Here is a 21,142-nt window from a genome sequence, read left to right on the forward strand (position 1 = left end):
CGGTTGGATCTTCTCTACTTCGTCCTCTTCGTGAGCGTGCTCATCTTCATCCACGAAGCGGGGCACTTCGCGTTCGCGAAGATCTTCGGGGTGAAGGTGCTCACCTTCTCGGTCGGCTTCGGGCCGAAGCTCGTGAAGATCCGCGGCCGCGAGACCGAGTACTGCATCGGCATCCTCCCGTTCGGCGGGTTCGTGAAGATGCTCGAAGAAGGCAAGAGCCGCGAGGCCATCTTGCCCGAGGACAGGCACCGCACGTTCGAGTCCCAGAAGCTCTGGAAGCGCATCGTCATCGTCATGGCCGGGCCGGGCATGAACGTGCTCTTCCCCATTTTGCTCTACACGTCGGTCTTCTACGAAGATCGTGAGTTTCTCTCGCCGGTCGTGGGCTCGGTGCTCCCGGGCAAGCCCGCCGACGGGAAGCTCATGCCCGAGGATCGCATCGTGTCGATCGACGGGCACCCCGTCGCGTCGTTCCCGGAGGTCCAGGACCTCGTCGCGAAGCGCGCGGGCAAGGTCGTGCGGGTCGTCGTCTCCCGCGACGGCGCCGAGAAGGACGTCGATCTCCAGCCCGTCGAGGAGATCGAGGAGCTCGAGCCGCTCGAGCTCGAGATGGTGCAGAAGGTCGCGCGCATCGGCATCAGCCCCACGTTCGCGGCCCCGGTCATCGGCGTCCCACGGATGGACTCTCCGGCCTACCGCGCGGGCCTCCGCACCTTCGATCGCATCACGAGCGTCAACGGTCGTCGCATCGACAGGTTCGTCGATCTCGTGCGCATCTTGACGAAGAGCCGCGGCGACACGCTCACCATCACCTACATGCGCCCCACGCGCGCCGAGCCCGAGCTCTTCGAGCTTGCGGTCATGGACATGGGCGTCGCCACGCTGACGCCGGCCGCGCGCGAGGACACGGGCTCCCAGGTCGACGACTGGGCCGGCCGAGAGCGCGACGTGCTCACGCGCACGGGCATCGAGGCGAGCGACATGTACGTGGCGTTCGTTCCCGAGGGGTCGAGCGAGTGGCGGGCGGGCCTCCGCGCGGGCGACAGGATCGTGGCGCTCGACGGCGTACCCCAGCGGCTCTTCGCGGGCATGAAAGCCGAGCTTTTGCACGACGCATCACGCGTGCACGAGCTCGTGTGGACGCGCGACGGCGAACGGAAGAGCGGCACCTTCCAGCTCCGCAAAGAGGTCTGGCAAGACGAGGTCGGTCAGTCGTACGCGCGCTACGTCTTCCGCACGACGCACTGGGTCCCCAAGGCCAAAGACGAGACCGTGCCGAACGAAAATCGCCTCTTTTATGCGCTCCGAAAGGGCGTCGAAGAGACCGTGTCGGTCATTCGATTCATCGGTGTCGGGTTCCTGCGCGTGACCCAGGGGCGGGTGAGCCTCGCCACCGTGAGCGGCCCGATCACGTTGTACGACGTGGCCGGTCAGGCCGGCGCCAAGGGCACGCGCTACTTCGTGTGGGCGATGGCCATCACCTCCGTGAACCTCGGTCTCATCAACCTCTTGCCCATCCCCGTGCTCGACGGCGGGCACCTCGTGTTCTTTTTGTTCGAGGGCATCCGCCGCAAGCCGCTCTCGCTACGCACGCGCGAGGTCGCGAGCCTCGTCGGAATGAGCGTGCTCATGTTGCTCATGCTGCTCGCCTTCAAGAACGACGTCGCGCGGAAGTGGGACACCATCAAGGCGCACGCCCACGAGCTCGTGAAGACCTAGGGAGCTCGTGCCAAGGGCCGCGTCAGAGCCCGGTGCCCTTCATCCCGATCGCCGCGGAGAGGACCATCCCGGCGCCCGCTCCGCACACGAGGCCGAAGAAGAGCCCACGAGCCTCTCCCACGAGCCCGGCGTTGCCTCGCGCGAGCGCGCGTTGACCGACGAAGAACACGGGCACCGAGATCACGACGAAGGCCTTGGCCTTCCCGACCGTGCCGGCCGACATCTCGAGCAGCCCTCCGAGGAAATGCATCGCGGCGAAGGTGCCGAGGGCCATCGCGACGAAGCCCACCACGAAGCCCCCGATGAGGCTGCCCTCGTCCTTCTTGGGGGGCCTCGGGGGCGTGAGCGGAGAGAGGTTCGGTTTCATCATGGCGAGAACGACCGCGCCCCGCCCGGCCGAGCCGAACGAGGCGCCGTTCTTCGAGAGGTTACCGTAGGTTACGCGCTCTTGCGACGGCGTCGTGCGGCGCCGAGGACCGTGAGCCCGAAGGCCGCGGCGAGCACCGTGCCTGCCCCTCGCGCGGGGGCATCCGGGCCGATCGTGCAGCCGCCACCTTCGAGCGAGCCGTTGTCGTTCCGGAGGTCCGCGCCGCCTCCGTCGCCCTTGCCGCTCCCCCCGTTCGGGGACGAGGCGTCGAGGAAGTCCGGCTTGCCGTTCGCGTTGCGATCGCTCGCGCCGTCCTCGCCGTCGAGCACACCGTCGCCGTCGGCGTCCGAGTCGAGCCAGTTCTTCTTGCCGTCGCCGTCGACGTCGTCGGTGAGGTTCGCGCCGCGCGTGAGCGAGACCTCGTCCTTCGTGAGGATGCCGTCGCCGTCGTCGTCGGTGTCGTTCGCGTCGATCTTGCCGTCGCCGTCGGTGTCGAGGGGCTTCTGCGGGTCGGGGCCGAGCTCGGTCCCGTCGAAGATGCCGTCGCCGTCCGTGTCGGCCGAGTCGGGGTTCAGGCCGAGCTTCGCCTCGACGTCGTCGGGGACGCCGTCCGCGTCGCGGTCGTTCGCCGCCGCGTCGACACAAGCGCCGACCGTGCCGTCGGTCGACGTGCACCGTTTGCCCGAGGGGCAGCCGTTGCCGAGCGTGGTGTCTCCGCGGCAGCCGTCGGCGCACTTGCTCGCCGTGCACACCTTGCCCGACGTTTTGTCGCCGCACTCGGCGTCGATCGCGCAGGTGTCGGTGCACGCGCCCGTGCCGACGTCGCAGCGCGGCTTCGCGGAGCCGCAGTCGGCGTTGGTCGTGCACTTGCCGCAGGCCCCGGTCTTCGCGCCCTTGGTGAAGCACGTCGGCGCCGCCGCGCCGCAGGCCTCGGTCGCGCCCGAGCCGGAGTCGCCGTTGCACGCCTTGCACGTGGCCTTCGGGTCGCCGGCGGGGCGGCAGAAGGGCTGGGTCTCGGTGCACGCCGCCGCGCCCGCGGTGCCGAAGTCACCGTCGCACGGTGGGCGGCACGCGCCTTTGTCCGCGCCGGTGGTGATGCAGAGGGGCGCCGCCGCCGTGGGGCACGCGCGGGTCGCCCCGGCCGTACCGAAGTCGGCGTTGCAATCCATGCACTTTGCATTCGTCGCCGCCGAGCCCTCGACGCACACGGGCGTGGTGCCCGCGCAGGGCGTGTGGGGGGCCATGTCGGCGGGAGGCGCGGCGGGGCAGGTGCCCTCGACGAGGCGAATGTCGTCGAAGTCGGGGCCGTCGGTGATGCCCGTCTGTTGGGCGCCTCCGCACGACGCGGACCCGCAGAAATGCTCGTACTTCACGTACGCGTACATGCCGGGCATGGCCGCGAACGCGGGCGTGCGGAACCCACGACGTACCCACGTCCACGCGGCCGGTGTGGCGGTCGGCACCGCGCCCGTGTCGGGCGTGCCGCCGATCGTGTTGACACCCGGTGGGCAATAGAAGCCCGCCGTGGCCGCGTTGCTGAAGGCCGCTTGGCCGATGAGCCAGCACTCGTTCGTGGTGGAGCTGCCGACGCCGGGGGTCTGCGCGTCGGGCTCGAAGTTGATCCCGAGGTAGGGCTGCCCGGCCGCGTTCCTTCGGATGAACGCCATGAGGCAGTAGTCGGTGTTCTCCTTCAGCAAGATGCCGGGCTTGGTGAACACACGCCCACCCGAGGTCGCCACGGTCTCCCGCGCGTATTTCCCCGCGCAAGCGGCCGTGGGGCCGTCGGTCACGGAGCTTCGCAAGACGGGGGCCGAGCCGGTCTCGTTGTACGTGTTGACCGTGCTCGAGGCGACCCACTTGGTGGTGGTGCCTTGCTCCCACGTCTCCGAGAGGAGCTGCGCGCGGGCGCGCCCGGGGACGGCCAGCGTGGCGGTGGCGAGCAGCGCGGCGACGAGGGGGCGGGTGGGGATTCTGTGGAGGAGGAGGGCTCTCATGGCGGTCTTCTTCGGGTTCGGGGGCAGCCATGCGGGCGTCGCACGCACGGAGTCTCCAATTTAACGCAAAAGACGGGCCACGAGCACGTGCGGCACGTTCGGCGGCGATGGGCTCTCCCGGGATGCCGCCCTGGCGTCTCGGGCGAGGTCGTGAGGCCGCGACTGTCGCACCGACCCCGCGAACTTCTTGCGTAGCGGCGCCGGGGGCGGCCGTGGCAACGGGGAGGAGAATGTGGCATAGACCGCGCTGGAGCTTTCGATGAACGCTTTTTCGGGCGCGCGGCGCCGAGGTCTCGCCCTCTTCTTCGGTTCGGTGCTGGCGCTCGGCGGCGCTTTCTCGGGCGCGTGCTCGAGCGAGCCCCCCGTCGTCGAAGGGCCCGACGCGGCCCCCACCGGCACGGCGACCGGCACGGCGACGACCACCGCCCCTCCCAAGCCCACCGGCACCACCCCGCCCGACCCGGACACGGCCAAGGCCCCCGTGGTCACGTCGGTCACGCCGGACAAGGCCCTCGTCGGGGACGTGGGCCCGGCCATCGTGATCACCGGCAACAACTTCGTCGCGCGTTCGGTCATCCAGCTCGACGGCGCGCCGCTCGCCACCACGTTCGTGTCGGCGACCGAGCTCCGCGGGGCCATCCCGTCGAACAAGCTCGCGGCCGTGGGCACGCTCCGCATCTCGGTCGGCACGGCTCCGCCCGGCGGCGGCGCGAGCAAAGAGCTCACGTTCGAGGTGCAGAACCCTGCGCCCATCCTCACGCAAATTTCCCCGCTCTCCGTCGTCGCGGGCTCGGCCGCCCAAACGCTCACCCTCACCGGCACGAGCTTCGTCCCGGGCGCCAAAGTGGCGTTCGGCACCACCGACCTCACCACCACGTTCACGAGCGCGACCGAGCTCAAGGCCACCGTGCCGGCGAACCTCCTCGCCACGTCGGGCAGCTTCCCCGTCAAGGTCACGAACCCGGCGCCCGGTGGTGGTGTGTCGAGCCCCATCGCGTTCACGGTCACGAACCCGAACGTCGTGCTCACGCAGGTGACACCCTCGATGGCGACCGTGGGGAGCTCTGCGGTCGACGTGGTGCTGCGCGGAAGCGGGTTCCTCTCTACGACCCAGGTGCTGTTCAACGGCGCGCCGGTCACGAAGACGTTCGTGAGCGCCACGGAGCTCTCGGCCACGATCCCCGCGGCGTCCCTCCTCGCGGCCGGAGAGTTCCCCATCACCGTGCAGAATCCGCCCCCGGGCGGAGGTTTGTCGAGCCCGCTCGTGTTCCGTGTGCAATACGCGGCGCCCGTGCTCTCGTCGGTCTCGCCGACGCAGATCGGGGTGGGCTCGGCCGCCACGCAGGTGACCGTGACCGGGACGAGCTTCTACGCGGCCTCGCAGGTCACGTTCGACGGCGTCGCCGCGACGACCACCTTCGTCAACGCCACCACCCTCCGCGCGACCTTGTCCGCCGCCGCGCTCGCAAGTGCGGGCGCCGTGTCGGTGCGTGTGGTGAACCCTACTCCCGGTGGCGGCACGTCCACGGCCCAGAGCATCTCGATCCAGAACCCCGCCCCCGTCATCACGAGCCTCTCTCCCGCCTCGGGCACGGTCGGCTCGGCCGATCGCCCGCTCAGCGTGATCGGCACGGGCTTTCAGCCCACGAGCGTCGTGCGCATCAACGGCGTCGCCGCGGCGACTACGTTCGTCAACACGACGCAGCTCACGACGACCGTGCAGTCCGCGTACATGACGAACCCCGGACAGCTGGCCATCACGGTGCTCACTCCGGCGCCCGGCGGCGGGACCTCGGCCGCGTCGACGTTCACCGTCGGTTGCGACACGACCGGCGTCGACCTTCAGCTCGGTGCCGTGGGGAACACCACCACCTACTCGACGCTCTTCACCGCCGCCCCCACCGAGACGGGCTTCCAGAGCGCCGGCGCCTGCCCGGGGTTCTTGTCGGCGACCTCGATCCTCCCGGCACGCTACTGGGTCGTGCAGAACACCGCGAACGCTCCGGTGACGCTCTCGGCGTGGGCCGTGTGCACGGGCGACATGAGCCGCTCGGACGACGCGTTCATCTCGCTCTACAAGCGCCCCACGAAGCCCGTCACCACGTCGGAGCGCGAGGGGTGCATCGGCGCCATCGCCGAGGGCAGCGACGGCCCGGGGGCCTACAGCGCGCCCGAGCCCGATCGGGGCGGCGCCATCTACTGCCCCGGCCTCACCAAAGCGAACGGCGGCGGGATGCTGCTCGCCGTGTGCGAGAAGGCCGTCGTGCGCATCCAGCCCTACAGCATGACGAACCCCACGTTCACGCCGCCGCCGCAGATCCGTATCCGCCCCGAGTGACGTGAAGCCCCCGACAGCAAAAGGCGGCCCTCGCGCCGATCTGCGCCCCACCGCGAGGCTCTCTGCGGGAAGGGTCGTCGCGCGGACGCTCCGTGACGGGGCCTTCGCGTCGGCGGCGCTCTCGTCCGAGCTCGATCGCGCCGTGCAGCTCGAGCCACGGGACAAGGCCCTCGCGACCGAGCTCGTCTACGGGGCGCTGCGCTACCGATCGTTCCTCGAAGGGGAGCTCGCGCGTGCGTCCTCTCGGGGCGAGGTCGATCTCGATCCGGACACGCTCGCGCACCTGCTCGTCGCCGGCTACCAGCTCTTCGGGCTCGATCGGGTTCCGCCCTTCGCGGCCGTGAACGAGGCCGTGGCGCTCGTCTCGGCGACACGAGGGGACCGGGTCGCGGGCTTCTGCAACGCGCTCCTTCGCCGCCTCGCCGAGCGGGCCCTCGTGCTCGACGAGCCAGGTCGTGTCGAGGCGCTCTTCGCGTCCACACCCGCGTGGCTCGCCGAGGCGCTCACACGATCGCTCGGAGCCGAGGGCGCGCGCGCCTTCTTGGTCGCCTCGCGCGAGGCCCCGCCGCCGTGTTTCGGTGTCCCCCGGCCCGAGCTCCGCGACGCCGTGATGGCGCGCGCCGCCGAGCTCGCGAAGGGCGCCACGGTCACGCCCGGGCGTGTCTCTCCGCTCGCGTTCACGGTGAAGGGAGGGGCGAAACCCGCCGCGCTCGCCGCCTCACTCGGAGAAGGCACGTTCGTCCAAGAAGAGGGCTCGCAGCTCGTGGCGCTCTCCCTCGGCGCGACCCCGGGCGAGCGTGTGCTCGACGCGTGCGCAGGCCGCGGGAACAAGACCGCGCTCCTCGCCCTCGCCGCCGGCTCGTGCGACGCGGCCGACGTGCACCCGAAGAAGCTCGATCGCCTCCGTGAAGAGCTCGCGGAGCGTGGGGCGCACGTCGGCGAGACGTACGCCGTCGACTGGTCGCTCGGCAAAGGAGACGCCGAAGGGGCCGAGCCGTACGACGCCGTGCTCGTGGACGCGCCGTGCTCGGGCACGGGCACCTTGCGACGCCGCCCCGACATGTGGCTCCGACGGAGCCCCGAGGGCCTCGCCGAGCTCGCCGCGCTGCAGCTCCGGATCGTGTCGGAGGTGGCCTCGCTCGTGCGGCCAGGGGGCAGGCTCGTCTACGCGACGTGCAGCGTTCTGACCGAAGAATGCGAGGCGGTGGTTGAGCAGTTTCTCGAGCAAAATCGAGAATTTGCGCTCGCGCCTTTTGCGTCCGAGGTGGCTCGTGAGGTCTTCGGGGGCGCGACGTCCGGGCGGCTCCTCCCTCACGTGCACGGCGCCGACGGGTACTTCGTGGCGAGCCTCGTGCGAACGGCGTAGCGCCTCGAAGTCCGCGCGTGGCGACTGAGGTATCGGTCGGCGTCCGGGGACGTAGCGTCCGCGCCAGTCCTCGGCGGCGGAAGGTGGAACGAAAAAAAGCGGATCGCCACGCAACGTTTCGCACGGTCGCGCCGACCCCCCACCATGAACGTTCGCGGAACATGGGAACGGGGGCTCGCAGAGGCCGGGGCGACGACCGGAGTCCACGTCCGATGGACGAGCGCCCCATGGACGCACCTGCGTCGCGAGCTAACCTTGGAGTCGGCTGAACTGGAGCCCACTTCGCCGGTCGCTCTCTCCCCCATCGAGTGACGGAAATACCCCATGAGCCATCGCCCCCACCTCCCCGTGCTCGTGCCCTTTGCCCTCGCCGCGGGCCTCGTTCTATCTGCGTCTCCGGCCATGGCCACCGGCTGGCCGGAGGAGGTCATGACGCCGTGCCGTTCGATCGACTTCCACGCGGGTTGTGTTCTGCAACCGATTCCCGTTCCGTTCGGCAACCTGACCGATGCCGAGCAGGACGCGATCGCGAGCCAGCTCATCGGAAACGAGATGCGCGCCATTCCAGAGCGTGAAGAGTACGGCCGACGAGTCGAGGCCTTCGAGAAGGCCGAAAAAGCGGCCGAGAGAGCGGCCCAGACACCGGCGCAGGAAGAGGCGCGAGAAGTCGAAGCCCGCAAGGTGTTCCCTTCCACCTCGTACCCGAGAATCCAGGTCGAATCGGCTCGGCCGCTGCGGGTCACGTGGTTATCCTTCAGCGAAGAAGCCGTTCCTCGCGTGCAGCGCGGCACTCCGCACGAGGTCGCCGTGGTCCAAGAGCTCGCGAAGAAGATGGGGTATGCAGTCACGGTCGACGCCAAGCTGCGTCAGAAGCCGTTCTCGAACGGCGCCCTCTGCCTCGGTTGCAGCGCGGGCCCCTGGTACCGCGGCCGCTACGGGGAGATGCGCACGTTCGGCCACTCCTTCATCTTGAGTACACCTTGGCTATCACGGCGCCCCCGAACGACGGCGGCGGACGCGGAACGAGCCCTCGCCACCCTTCGCGCCGTTCGCCCGCGCGATCCCTCGAGCCGCCCGGATCCCCCGAGGCTCGTGGTGTTCAGGTCGTACGACGGGAGCGCCCGGCTCGCGTGGGCGGTCCCGTACGTGGCGGGCCTCGTGTGCCTCGATACCCGCACCCCTCGCGGGTACACCGAGCACGAGAGCACCATCGTTTACGCCCTCGACGTGGAAAATCTCTCGATCCTCACCACGCTCTCTGCGTCCGCGTATTACGCCGCGTTCGAAGAGGCGGAGGCCAACCCCCAAGGCCAGCAGACCGCTGATTTTTCGGACCGAGGCCCTTCGACGTCCGCGCCCGACCCGCCGAGGCGCGATCCGAGGAGCGCGCGGAGCCTACTCCCTCGTCAGGGACTCCCAAGGGTCGTTTTGTAGGTGAGCACGACCCTGGGAAGTCCCCGACGGGGGACGCACCGCAGGATCGCAACGAAGGCGGTCGGGATGCGGCGGCGACGACCCTTGGAAGTCCCCGACGGGGGAGCGGCCGACGACCCTTGGAAGTCCCCGACGGGGGACGGGAGAAAATCAACGGGCTGCTGGGTCGTCGCCAGCGCCGCCCCATGATCCCTCGCGTCGCGCCTTTCGCCTCGTCCGCACCTTGGCGCGTCCGTGTGACGCCCACGAGCCGTGGCCGAGCGTCTCCGAGGTGCTTCGTGGCGCTCCGTCGGACTGCGAGGCCTGGCTGCGATCGCCGCACACGTGGCGAGCTCGCGGTAGCGTTTTGTATAGTGAAATCGGTGGTTTAGTGCCACGCTTCGTCGTGGCGCGAGGTGCGGTGGTGGCCTTCGGGGCGCCTCCGTGGAGTCTCCTTCTTCGTCGTCGACGCGGCGACGGTACCTTCGTGACGAGCGACGTGCGAACGTCCGAGGGCCGTGCCCTCCCTCGAACCCGCCGAGCCTCCGACCTCGATGACCGAGCCCGTGCCCCGTGCCGAGGCCGAGCCCCCCGCGCCCTCGCCGAAGAAGAAGAAGCCGTGGGTCCGCCTCGTCGTGCTCGCGCTCGTGCTCGTCGCCCTCTTCGGCGTAGGGCGTGCGACGGGCCTCACCGACCACCTCTCGCGGGCCGAGATCCGAGGGCTCATGGAGCGCCTCGGGGTGGCGGGCTTCTTCGTCTTTCTCGCGCTCTTCGCCCTGGGCGAGCTCGTGCACGTGCCGGGTATCGTGTTCGTGCTCGCGGCGCTCCTCGCGTACGGGAGGCTCTTGGGAGGCGTAGCGGCGTACGTGGGTGCGCTCGTGTCGGTGTCGATCGCGTTCGTCTTCGTGCGGCGTGTCGGAGGGCAGTCGCTCGCGACGGTCGAGCACCCTCGGATCCGCAAGGTCCTCGCGCGGCTCGACGCGCACCCCGTCGCTACCGTCGCCGTCCTCCGGTTGTTCCTCTTCCTCACCCCGGCGCTCAACTACGTGCTCGCCATGACGAACGTGAAATATCGGCACTACCTCGCGGGCTCGGCCCTCGGGCTCGCCGTCCCGATCGGCGTGGTCGCCGTCGCGTTCGAGTGGGTGCTCGCGCACGTCGGGTGACGCGCGCCCCGACCCGCCCACGGCGCAGCGAAGCGTGCTACGGAGGCGCCGTGCGCGTGAAGCTCCCGAGGATGGCCCTCGCCTTCGGTCTCGTCGCCCTCGGGGCGGTCGTGGCGCGGCCGGCCCATGCGCAAAATGCCGATTCGTTCCACTACTCGAACGAGGCGGCGCTCACCGCCGGCGCCATGGTCGCCGTCCCCGGGGACGACGGCGCGACCTTCTACAACCCGGCGGGCCTCGGGAGCTTGCATCGAACGCGCCTCAACGCGAACGGATCGGTCTTCGGCGTCCGCGTGCGTCCGGTTCGTGGCGGCCTCGTCTCGTCCTTCGCCGGCCAGAGGAGCGCCATCGATTTCGGTGGAGCCGACTTCGTCACGACGCCGACCACGGCCTCGGCGAGCTTCTCCCTCTTGCCCCACGTGACCGTCAGCGGCGGCGCGTACCACACCGCGAACGACGTGCGCGCGGCCTCCGGCATCGAGCGCGTCGAAGGGCCCGATGGGCGCTCCCTCGCGCACCGCCTCGACACGCTCGACGCGCTCCGCAAGATGCACGTGGGCGGCGCGTACGGCATCGATCTCGGCCGCGGGCTCCGTATCGGCAGCGCGATGTTTCTCGTGTACTCTGCACGCAATGCGGCGGTCGACTACGCGGTCGGGGTCGACGAGGGGGGCGCCGGGCGTCGCGAGGTGGCGGCGCTGGGCGTCACCCAGGGCGGCGCCGCGTGGGGTCTCCAGCCGACCTATGGCTTTCAGTGGGACGTCACGCGGAGGCTCCACGTGGGCGTCGTCTTCCGCTTCCCCGAGCTCCAGCTCACGAGCTCCGTGCGGACGGCGCTCCGCGAGATCGGGTCAGGCTCGGGGGAGCCCACGTTGGTGCTCGAGGAGGTCCGCACGCGGGCCTCGCGCATCCGCTACGCCGACCCGGCGAGGCTCTTCTGGGGGGTCGCCTACGACGTGTCCGAGAAGGCGCGCGTGGCCTTCGACGCGGACGTGGCGTTCCCGCTCGAGGCCGACACGTGGGGCGTCGCGCACCGGGCGATGGTGCGGGCGCGCGCGGGCGTGCTCTTGAAACCCCTCGACGCGCTCCACGTCGGCTTCGGAGCGTTCGTCGACCCTTCGTCGGCGCGGACCCTTCCCGAGACGCTCGGGGCGATTCGCGTGGACTACGTGGGAGGCACTTTCGGCGTCGTGCTCCGCACGCGAATAGGCGAGGGGACCTCCCCCGATGCTCCGGTGGTCACGCTCGCCACGGCCGTTCGTTACGCGGTCGGCTTCGGTGAGGCGCGCACCGTCACGCTCTCGGACGCGGGGGAGACCCCGGGCACGACCGACGTACGCGTGCACGACGTGATGCCCTACGTGGGCTCGTCGATCGCCTTCTGAGCCCGCGACGCGGCGCGTCCTCACACGTTCTTGATGCCGATGCTCCCCGCCTTGACGTCGGCCGTACGCCGCGCGGCGGAGAGTCCGAGGTATGCGCATTTCCGGTGGCCATGCTGGCCGTGCTCCTCTCCTCGCCTTGCTCGTGTGTCTCGCCGCTCTCACCCCGCGCCTCGCGCGCGCGGACGACCCGCCGCCCCCGACCGCGCCCGACGATTCGGGGGACGGCGGCACACGAGCTGCGGAGCCACCGAACGTCGCCCCTCGGGCCCCGGAGGACCCGCCGCAGCCCAAAGGCGCGCCTGTGGCATGGCCGACGCCGCCAGCGGCCCGTACGCCCGCGCTCGTGGAGGAGAGCCCGTACGCGCCGAGAGGTCCGCAGCCCTTCGCGTTCGCGGACTTCTCGTGGGCGCCCGCGAGCTACGGGTCGAACGAGCGGCCCCTCGCGTGGGGCCCTTTCACCGGCGAGCTCCGCGTCGACACCGCTTACCACTTCAGCTTCAACCGGCCCAAGGACAACACCCTCTCGGGCTCGAGTGAGGTCTTCCGCCACAACGAGCTTCAGCTCACGCAGCTCGGCGTTGGCGGGGACTTCTACTACAAAGGCGTACACGCGCGCCTCATGACCCAGTTCGGCATGTACGCCGTGACGACGCCGCGGAACGACGCGAGCCCAGGGCGAGGCCAATGGCGGCTCGACGACGCCTACCGGTACATCTCCGAGGCCTACGGGGGATACCACATCGACGCCCTAGGGGGCATCAACGTCCAAGCCGGTATCTTTATGTCGTACATCGGACTATGGAGCTACTACAACTTCGACAATTGGACGTACCAGCCCTCGTACGTGTCGTCGAACACCCCTTGGTTCTTCAACGGCGCGCGCGTCCAGATCTTCCCGAGCGAGAAGCTGAAGCTCGAGCTGTGGCTCGTCAACGGGTGGCAGTCGTACGGCAAATTCAACGACGCTCCCGGCGTCGGCCTCCAAACGCGCTGGGCGCCGAACGGCGACGTCGTCTTCATTGGCAATCAGTACGTCGGCACGGACACGCTCGGTATCGCCGACCGCAAACGCATCCACACGGACGACAGCGTGGCGGTGAAGTACTACCAGCGCAAGGGTGGGGCCTTCAGCAAGGCCGCGGCGTCGCTCACGCTCGACGCCGGGTGCGAATTCGGCGGCGACGTGAGCTGCGGGGATCAGTACTTCCTCGGGCTCATGGCCTATCACCGCGCGTGGTTCGCGGGGGACCACCTCGGCCTCACCGTGGGTGGGGGCGTCATGACGAACCCTGGGCGGTATCTCGTCCTCTTGCCCCCGGTGAACGGCGCGACGGCCACCTCGGGGACTCCCTACTTTACGGCGGCTCCCGGCGATCGATACGCCGCGTGGGACGTGCAGGTCGCCGCCGACGTGATGCCGCGCGACTGGATCACCTTTCGCCTCGAGCTGAACCACCGCGCAGCCAACGTGCCGTATTTCTCGGGGCGAGAGGGCCTCACCCCGCCGGGCGGCAACCAAGGGGCGCCCGGCTCGGCCGTGCCCGGGTGGGCGCCCGACCTCGTGAAGTCCGAAGATAGAATCACGGCCGCCGTCATGGTCAAGCTCTGACCCGACGGCGACCGCGGCCCTGGGCGCGTCAGATCTCGACCTGCATGCCGAGCTCGACGACGCGCCCGGGGGGGAGCTTGAAGAACGTCGAGGCCGTCGCGGCGTTCTGGCTCAGGAATTTGAAGAAGACCTTCCTCGGGAGGCTCAACGTCGAGGCTCCCTTCGTGAAGACGAGCGACTCCCGTCCAAGGAAATAGGACACTTCGTCGGGCGCCATGGTGATGCCCCGCGAGGCGAGGAGCTCGAGCGCCTTCGGGATGTCGGGGGTCTCTCCGAAGCCGAACGCGAGCGTGCAGAAGACGATGCCGTCGCCCAGGTCGTCGAAGGCGGCGATGCGCTCCGCGGCGGGGACCTCGGGCACGGGCGCCGTTTGGATGGTGAGGAGCACGACCTTCTCGTGGAGCGTCCGCGCGTGCTTCAAGAAGTGCATGAGGCAGGGGGGGGCGCCGGGGTTCGAGGTCATGAACACGGCCGTCCCTCTGACCCGCGTGGGCGGCTCGAGCGCGAGGCTCGGGAGGAAGACGTCGAGCGGCATCGCGGCCTTCTGGAGCGCGAGCGAGAGGAAGTGCCGGCCCTTCCGCCACGTGAACATGACGAAGGCGACCGCGATGGCGAGGGCGATGGTCACGTAGCCACCCTCGAAGAACTGCGTCGCGTTGCTCGCGAAGAAGGCCAAATCGACCAGGATGAGAAGCGCGCAGACGGGCCCGATAGCGTACGTCTTCCAGCCCCAGACCCGCGTCGCGACGAAGAAAAAGAGGATCGTCGTGAAGGCCATCGTGCCGGTGACGGCGAGCCCGTACGCGGGCGCGAGCGCGTGCGAGCTACGGAAGCCGAGCACGAGGGCGATGCAGAGCGCGAGGTAGGCCCAGTTGACCTCGGGGACGTAGATCTGGCCCTCGACCTCGTGGCTCGTGTGCACGACGCTGGTCCGCGGGAAGAGGCCGAGCTGCACGGCTTGCTTGATGAGCGAGAACGCACCGGAGATGAGCGCTTGGCTCGCGATGACCGTGGCGAGCCAGCTCACGATGACGAGGGAGTAGACGAAGCCGGGCGTCGAGGGGACGAGCGCGTAGAACACGTTGCCCTCGGCGATCGGGGTGGGGTCGAGGAGCCGCGCCCCCTGGCCGAGGTAGTTCAAGACGAGGGCGGGCCACACGACGAAGAACCAGGCGCGGCGTACGGCCCTGCGGCTGAAGTGGCCCATGTCGGCGTAGAGGGCCTCGCACCCGGTGATGCAGAGATCGACCGAGCCCACGACGAAGAGCGTCGCTTTCGGGAAGCGGAGCATGTACGAGGCGGCGTACACCGGGTTGATGGCAGCCAAAATCTCGGGGTGTTTCGCGAGGTTGCAGCCGCCCATCGCGGCGAGGCAGGTGAACCACACCGCCATCGCGGGGGCGAAGATGGCGCCGACCTTGGCCGTGCCGAAGCGCTGGATCCCGAAGAGCGCGACGAGGGTCACGACGGAGAGCACGGGGATGTAGGGCGTCCACCTGTGGGTGACGACCTCGAGCCCCTCCCACGCGCTCATGATCGAGAGGGAAGGGGTGATGACGCCGTCGCCCAGGATGAGCCCGGAGCCGATGACGGCGAGCCCGACGACGACGGCCATCCCCTTCTTCGTGAAGCTCCCTTTCGCGCGGTCCTGCAGAAGAGCGAGGATCGAGAAGAGGCCGCCCTCGCCCTTATTGTCGGCCCGCATGATGAGCACGACGTACTTGAGCGTGACGACGATGGCGATCGCCCAGAAGAAGAGCGACGTCCAGCCGAGGACCTCGTCTTTGCCGTAGTGCTCGCCGATCCGGAGGGCGACCTTGTCCTTGATGCCGTGCACCGCGGAGAGGTGCGACGAGACGGTCTCGCTCATCGCGTAGAGGGGAGAGGTGCCGACGTCGCCGAAGACGACGCCGAGGGCGGCCCAGACGAGCGTGCGGAGGGCGGCCGTGGGGTGATGTCCAGTCGGGGCTTCCTCCGTGGGGGAAGCGGATGCGGAGACGGTCATCCGGGGATATCTAGACCCGAAAGCCCACGATCTCGCGAGCGCGCCCCCAATCTATATGCCTTCTTGATGCTCGCGTACGGGCGGGCGGGGCCTTGATGGTTTCTTGATGCCCGCGAGAGCGGCCTTGACGGTCGACGGAGGCGCGAAGGCGTAGACACGGGGCATGGAACATCCGGTGATGGCGCTCCTGCGCGGTGGACGCGGCGAAGACGTGGCGCGTGGTCCCGAGGGCGTGACGCCAAAGGCCTCGGTGGTCGGCGTCGTGGTCGTCGTGCTCGTGTTCGCTGCGCTGCTCTTCGTCCAAGCCGCGTCGCGCCAGCTCCGAGGGGAAGACGCGTTAGGCCAGCTCTCGGCCGAGGAGCGCCGTGAGCTCGTGACCACGACCCAGCGCGCGCTCGTGCTCGGCTGCCCCCGCGACGGGATCGTGTCCGTCCGCTGCGTCGAGCAAGCGGAGCTCCTCCTGTCCCTCGAGGAGTGCGACTCGGTCTGCCGCGATATTGCGCGCGCGTTCGTCGCCCGCCCGACCCGGTGACTCGAGCGATGGTGCGCGCTCGACCCGAGCTGGGCCTGATAGACTCCCCGCGCTGGATGGCCTCGCTCGACACCCAGAGCCCCTCGGCGGACGCGGTCGTGAAGGAGCACGTCCTCGTGTGCGTCGGACCGGCCGAGACGTCGCGCCGGCTCATTCGTGCGGCCGCGCGCATGGCGGCGGGGCTCGGGTGCGCGTGGACGGCCGTGTACGTCGAGCGCCCTGACGGGCCGGCCTTGGCCGACGTGGACGCCGAGCGCCTCGACGAGCATCTCCGTGTCGTCGAGGCGCTGGGGGGGCGCGTGAGCCGAGTCGCCGGGGACGACATCGCGGAGACGGTGCTCGACTACGCGCGGCGCATCGGCGTGACCCGAATCGTGCTCGGGAAGCCGACCCACCCGAGGATCCGCGATCTCGTACGAGGCTCGCTCCTCGACGCCGTCGTGCGCGGGAGTGGCGACATCGACGTCCACGTCATTCGCGGTGAGCCAGAGGCGCCGGCGCGCCCTACGCGCGTCCCGCCGAGCGCTCACGAGCCGCCGCGCAAGTACGTCGCCGCTTCTGCCCTCGTCGCGCTTACGCTTGCGATTTCCGAGGTCCTCCGGAGGATCCTCCACCTGCCGGACCTCGAGATGCTCTTCCTCTTGGCGGTCATGGTCGCGGCGTTTCGCTACGGGCGCGGGCCTTCGCTGCTCGCCGCCGCGCTCGGCGTCGCGTGTTACGACTTTTTCTTCGTGCCGCCGCTCTACACGTTCTCGGTCGCGGATCGAAAGTACGTGCTGACGTTCGGGATGATGTTCGGCGTCGGGTGGGTCGCGAGCGCGCTCGCGAGCCGTCTCCGCGTCCAAGAGCATCGCGCGATCGCCCGCGAGCAGCGGACCCTCGCGCTCTACGGCCTCGCCAAGGCGCTCGCGTCGACGGAGGGCACGGCGCCGCTCGCCGAGACGGCCGTGGCCCAGGTCGCGGAGGTGCTGGGGGCGCCCGTGGAGGTCTGGCTCTCCGAGGGCGGAGGTCGGGCGTCCTTGGTCGCGGCGAGCGCCGTGCCCGCGACGCGTCTGGCAGCCGCGCGCGACGCGATCGAGGGCGTGGTGCTCTCCAAGGCTCCCGTCCCGACCCGTGCGCTCGCGGCGTCGCCCGGGACCGTCGTCGCGCAGCTCTCCGTCGCGGGGAGCCCCTTCGGCGCGCTCGTCGTGGACGTCCCTTCGACGCTCCCGCACGAGCAGGTGGCGTTCTTGGACGTCCTCGCGCGGCAGATCGCGGTCGCGCTCGGTCGCGCGCGGCTCTCGGAGGAAGCGCGGGCCCTCGAGCTCCGCGCGCGCACCGAGGAGATGCGCGCGTCGCTCCTCTCGGCCGTCTCCCACGATCTCCGCACCCCGCTCGCGTCGATCACGGGCGCCGCGACGACCCTTCGGGACGAGCCCAAGCTCTCCGAGGCGACCCGTGCGGACCTCGTCGACGCCATCGTCGATCAGGCGGAGCGCCTCGAGCGGCTCGTCGCGAACTTGCTCGACATGACGCGGCTCGAGGCCGGCATCGTGTCCCCGAAGAAGGACTGGGTCCCGGCCGAGGAGGTCGTGGGCGCCGTGCTCACGCGGCTCGAGGGCAGGCTCGCCCGGAGGACAGTGGACGTGCGCATCGACGCGGCCGTGCCGCTGCTCTACGTCGACCCGGTGCTCTTCGAGCAGGTGCTCGTGAACCTCCTCGAGAACGCCGAGAAGCACACGCCGCCTTCGGCCTCCGTCGTCGTCGGGGTCGAGCGCCGCGGGGAGACGATCGTCGTCGAGGTGCGCGACGACGGCCCGGGCATCCCCGAGGGCGCCGAGGAGCGCATCTTCGAGAAGTTCGAGCGCGGTGCCTCCGCGGCATCGGTGGGCGCGGGGCTGGGCCTCGCGATCTGCCGCGGGATCGTGCACGCTCACGGAGGGACGATCGTGGCGAAGAATCGGAGAGAGGGGGCTTGTCCGTGGAGGTGACGTTGCCCGTCGTCGCCGGTCCCCCGTCGCTCGAGCCAGCCGAGGAGAGCGCGCCGTGACCCAAGCAGCCCTCGTGCTCGTCGTCGAGGACGAACCGCCCATGCGGAGGTTCATTCGGGCGTCGCTCGAGTCTCACGGCTACCGCGTGCTCGAGTGCGATCGTGTCGCCGAGGCGACGAAGCTCCTCACGAGCCACAACCCGGAGGTCGTGCTCCTCGACCTCGGCCTCCCGGACGGCGACGGCATCGCGCTCACCCGACGTGTGCGCGAGTGGAGCCGCGTGCCCATCATCGTGATCTCGGCGCGTGGCCGGGAGGAGGACAAGGTGCTCGCGCTCGACGCCGGCGCCGACGACTACCTGACGAAGCCCTTCGGCGTGAACGAGCTCCTGGCGCGCATGCGGGTCGCCCTTCGGCACGCGAGCCTCGCCGCCGCGCCCGAGGCGCCCCCCGTCGTCGAGCTCGGTGACGTGAAGCTCGACCTCGTTCGCCGCGAGGTCACTCGGGGAGGCGAGCCGCTCCACCTCACGCCCATCGAGTACAAGCTCCTCGTGCTCCTCGCGCAGCACGCGGGCAAGGTCCTCACGCATCGGCAAATTCTGAAGGAGGTCTGGGGGCCTACCTACGTCGCGCACACCCACTACGTGCGCGTGCACATGGCGGAGCTCCGGAAGAAGATCGAGGCCGAGCCCTCTCGCCCGAAGCTCATCGTGACCGAGGCCGGCGTGGGGTACCGGTTGAGGGACAAGACGTTCGATTCCGGAACATGAGCGCGCGGGGGCGTCGGCATGGCGGCAGGGGCCATCTTGACTATTCAAGGAATGGGTTGAATAGTCCTCGGGTGACACCCCATCGCCGCTTCAAAGATCGTGTCTACGGGGAGATCGCGCGTGTCGGAAAGGCGCTCGCGGCTCCCGCGCGGCTCGAGCTCGTCGACCTCCTCTGCCAGGGGCCGCGCACGGTCGAGGCGCTCGCGGCCGAGGCCTCGCTCTCGGTGGCGAACGCGTCCCAGCACCTCCAAGTGCTACGCGCCGCTCGCCTCGTGGATGCCGAAAAACAAGGCCTCTACGTCGAGTACCGGTTGGCCGACGTCGAGGTGTGCCGTGTCTTCCTCGCGCTCCGGGGCCTCGCCGAATCGCGCCTCGGCGAGATCGAGGACGTGGCCCGTGCCTACTTCGAGCGGCGCACGGCCCTCGAGGGCGTCGGCGACGAGGAGCTCCTGCGGCGGATCCGCGCGGGCGAGGTCACCGTGATCGACGTGCGCCCGGCCGAAGAGTACCGCGCGGGCCATATCCCCGGAGCCCTCTCGATCCCCGTGCCGGAGCTCGACGCACGTCTCGACGAACTGCCCGAGGGCCGCGAGATCGTCGCATACTGCCGCGGTCCGTACTGCGTCATGGCCGTCGACGCCGTGGCCCTCCTCCGCAAACGAGGGCTCGTGGCTCACAGGCTCGAGCTCGGCGTGCCGGAGCTCCGCGCACGTGGGCTCCGTGTCACGACGGGCGTGGGCAAGGTGTCGAGCGCGCCTCCCGGGCGATCTCGAGGGTCCGGGCCGAGGCCCACGAAGCCCCGAACGGCCTCGAATAGGACATCCTCATGAACGACCTTCGGCTCGGGATCCGAGAGAACCTCGGGCAGTTCTCGCTGCTCGTCGTGGTGAACGCGTTCGTCGGCGCCGTGGTCGGCATGGAGCGCACGCTCCTCTCCCCGATCGCCGAGCAAGAGTTTCATCTCGAGGCCAAGGCGGCCGTGCTCTCGTTCATCGTGGTCTTCGGCGTTACGAAGGCCCTCACGAACTACCTCGCGGGGCGGCTCTCGGATCGCTTCGGGCGGAAGCACGTGCTCGTCGCGGGTTGGCTCGTGGCCGTGCCCGTACCGTTTTTGCTCATGTGGGCGCCGAGCTGGGCGCTCGTGCTCTTCGCGAACGCGCTGCTCGGTGTGAGCCAAGGCCTCACGTGGTCGACGACCGTGATCATGAAGATCGACCTCGCCGGCCCCACGAAGCGCGGGCTCGCGATGGGCCTGAACGAGTTCGCCGGGTACTTCGCCGTCGCCGGGAGCGCGCTCGCCACGGGATTCGTCGCGACGCACTACGGCCTCCGGCCCCAGCCGTTCTACCTCGGGGTCGTGTTCGTGATCGCGGGTCTCGGCCTCTCCGTGCTCGCCGTGCGCGAGACGAAGCACCACGTCGCCGCCGAGGGCAAGCTCGCGGGGACGGCAGAGGCCGCGCGCATCCCGAGCCCGCGCGAGGTGTTCTTGCGCACTTCGCTCCTCGACCGGAACCTCTCGAGCGTGAGCCAGGCCGGCCTCGTCAACAACCTCAACGACGGCATGGCGTGGGGCCTCTTCCCGCTCTTCTTCGCGGCGGCCAAGATGTCCCTCTCGCAGATCGGGACGCTCGCGGCCATCTACCCGGCGACGTGGGGGCTCTCGCAGCTCGTGACTGGCGCGCTCTCGGATCGCGTCGGGAGGAAATGGCTCATCGCCGCGGGCATGTGGGTGCAGGCGGTGGGCATCGGCGTCGTGGTGGTCTCACGCGGGTACGGCGGCTTCGCGGCGGGCGCGGCGCTCCTCGGGGTGGGCACGGCGATGGTCTATCCGACGCTGCTCGCCGCCATCGGCGACGTGGCGCACCCGTCGTGGCGCGCGTCGTCCGTGGGCGTGTACCGCTTGTGGCGCGATCTCGGGTACGCCGTGGGCGCGCTCCTCGCCGGTCTCACGGCCGACGCGCTCGGGCTCGCCGAGGCCATGTGGCTCGTGGCAGGGCTCACGTTCGCCTCGGGCCTCGTCGTGGCCGTCCGCATGCGCGAGACGCGCGTTCTGGAGTCGGTCGCGATTGCGCCCACGGGCTGCGTCGAACCTAGCGAGCTCGTTCGCATGCCGGGCGTCGTGGTCATCGACGTTCGCAGCGCCGAGGAGTACGCCGAGGGTCACGTCGAGGGTGCGATCCACGTCCCGGTCGACGAGCTCGCGTCGCGCGTCTCCGAGATCCCCAAGGGCGTGCCCGTCGTGACCGCCTGCGGGAAGGGCGGGGGACGGTCGGACCGCGCGGCGGAGACGCTCCGTGGGCTCGGATTCCCGGACGCGCGCGCCTTGTGCGGGGGGACGCGCGCCTGGCAAGAGCTCACCGCGCGCGGCATATGAGGGGCGGAGGCGACCGTGGCCCGTAGGCCCGAGCGGGCACGGCGTCTGCACGCTGGAACAGAGCGCCGTCCGAGGTACGACCGCAGGCTCGTGACGCCCGAGCCACCGAAAGCGCAGCCCTGCCCTTGGAGCCCT

At 70.0% G+C, this 21,142-nt stretch carries 15 protein-coding genes; 12 read left to right on the forward strand and 3 right to left on the reverse strand.

The features are described from left to right. Positions 1 to 3: 3 nt before the first annotated feature. A complete protein-coding gene (rseP, locus tag IPK71_16765) occupies positions 4 to 1,719 on the forward strand; it encodes an RIP metalloprotease RseP (protein ID MBK8215394.1) in 1,716 nt (571 codons plus the stop codon). 22 nt (positions 1,720 to 1,741) lie between these two features. On the opposite strand, the gene IPK71_16770 is transcribed toward rseP, so the two are convergent. Beyond that, positions 1,742 to 2,089 (reverse strand): hypothetical protein, encoded by a 348-nt coding sequence (locus tag IPK71_16770; protein MBK8215395.1) that lies wholly within the window; start codon positions 2,087 to 2,089, stop codon positions 1,742 to 1,744. Positions 2,090 to 2,157: 68 nt separating this feature from the next. Then, on the reverse strand, positions 2,158 to 4,080 hold the full coding sequence (locus IPK71_16775; GenBank protein ID MBK8215396.1) for a hypothetical protein: 1,923 nt from the start codon (positions 4,078 to 4,080) through the stop codon (positions 2,158 to 2,160). A gap of 259 nt (positions 4,081 to 4,339) precedes the next feature. Here IPK71_16775 and IPK71_16780 point away from each other — a divergent pair, with 259 nt between their 5' ends. From IPK71_16780 to IPK71_16805, 6 genes are all read left to right on the forward strand, one after another. Beyond that, complete coding sequence (locus IPK71_16780; protein ID MBK8215397.1) at positions 4,340 to 6,418, forward strand: hypothetical protein; 2,079 nt, start codon at positions 4,340 to 4,342, stop codon at positions 6,416 to 6,418. Between the two features lies 1 nt (position 6,419). Then, positions 6,420 to 7,784: a Sun protein gene (locus tag IPK71_16785; GenBank protein MBK8215398.1), complete on the forward strand. Its 1,365-nt coding sequence runs from the start codon at positions 6,420 to 6,422 to the stop codon at positions 7,782 to 7,784. A 324-nt stretch (positions 7,785 to 8,108) separates the two neighbouring features. Then, on the forward strand, positions 8,109 to 9,218 hold the full coding sequence (locus tag IPK71_16790; GenBank protein ID MBK8215399.1) for a hypothetical protein: 1,110 nt from the start codon (positions 8,109 to 8,111) through the stop codon (positions 9,216 to 9,218). Positions 9,219 to 9,715: 497 nt separating this feature from the next. Then, positions 9,716 to 10,363, forward strand: coding sequence for a VTT domain-containing protein (locus tag IPK71_16795; GenBank protein ID MBK8215400.1), 648 nt, complete (start codon positions 9,716 to 9,718; stop codon positions 10,361 to 10,363). Positions 10,364 to 10,419: 56 nt separating this feature from the next. Then, positions 10,420 to 11,748, forward strand: coding sequence for a hypothetical protein (locus IPK71_16800; GenBank protein MBK8215401.1), 1,329 nt, complete (start codon positions 10,420 to 10,422; stop codon positions 11,746 to 11,748). 301 nt (positions 11,749 to 12,049) lie between these two features. Next, the gene (locus IPK71_16805; protein MBK8215402.1) at positions 12,050 to 13,357 is read left to right on the forward strand and encodes an outer membrane beta-barrel protein; all 1,308 of its coding nucleotides are present in this window, start codon (positions 12,050 to 12,052) and stop codon (positions 13,355 to 13,357) included. 28 nt (positions 13,358 to 13,385) lie between these two features. Here IPK71_16805 and IPK71_16810 read toward each other — a convergent pair whose 3' ends face one another. Further along, positions 13,386 to 15,362 (reverse strand): KUP/HAK/KT family potassium transporter, encoded by a 1,977-nt coding sequence (locus tag IPK71_16810; GenBank protein ID MBK8215403.1) that lies wholly within the window; start codon positions 15,360 to 15,362, stop codon positions 13,386 to 13,388. A 163-nt stretch (positions 15,363 to 15,525) separates the two neighbouring features. Between IPK71_16810 and IPK71_16815 the strand changes: the two genes are divergently transcribed. The 5 genes from IPK71_16815 to IPK71_16835 are packed head-to-tail and all read left to right on the forward strand — an operon-like array spanning position 15,526 to position 21,007. Further along, positions 15,526 to 15,894 (forward strand): hypothetical protein, encoded by a 369-nt coding sequence (locus IPK71_16815; GenBank protein ID MBK8215404.1) that lies wholly within the window; start codon positions 15,526 to 15,528, stop codon positions 15,892 to 15,894. Positions 15,895 to 15,950: 56 nt separating this feature from the next. Further along, positions 15,951 to 17,864 carry a sensor histidine kinase KdpD gene (locus IPK71_16820; GenBank protein ID MBK8215405.1) on the forward strand — a complete coding sequence of 638 codons (1,914 nt, stop codon included), beginning with the start codon at positions 15,951 to 15,953 and terminating at the stop codon, positions 17,862 to 17,864. Between the two features lie 55 nt (positions 17,865 to 17,919). Further along, a complete protein-coding gene (locus tag IPK71_16825) occupies positions 17,920 to 18,633 on the forward strand; it encodes a response regulator (protein MBK8215406.1) in 714 nt (237 codons plus the stop codon). Continuing rightward, complete coding sequence (locus IPK71_16830) at positions 18,630 to 19,463, forward strand: metalloregulator ArsR/SmtB family transcription factor (protein ID MBK8215407.1); 834 nt, start codon at positions 18,630 to 18,632, stop codon at positions 19,461 to 19,463. The genes IPK71_16825 and IPK71_16830 overlap by 4 nt, the downstream gene beginning before the upstream one ends. Further along, positions 19,460 to 21,007, forward strand: coding sequence for an MFS transporter (locus tag IPK71_16835; protein ID MBK8215408.1), 1,548 nt, complete (start codon positions 19,460 to 19,462; stop codon positions 21,005 to 21,007). Before IPK71_16830 ends, IPK71_16835 begins: the two co-directional genes overlap by 4 nt. The last annotated feature ends 135 nt before the right edge of the window (positions 21,008 to 21,142 follow it).

This window comes from Myxococcales bacterium, from assembly GCA_016712525.1.
In the GTDB taxonomy this organism is placed as follows: domain Bacteria; phylum Myxococcota_A; class Polyangia; order Polyangiales; family Polyangiaceae; genus JAAFHV01.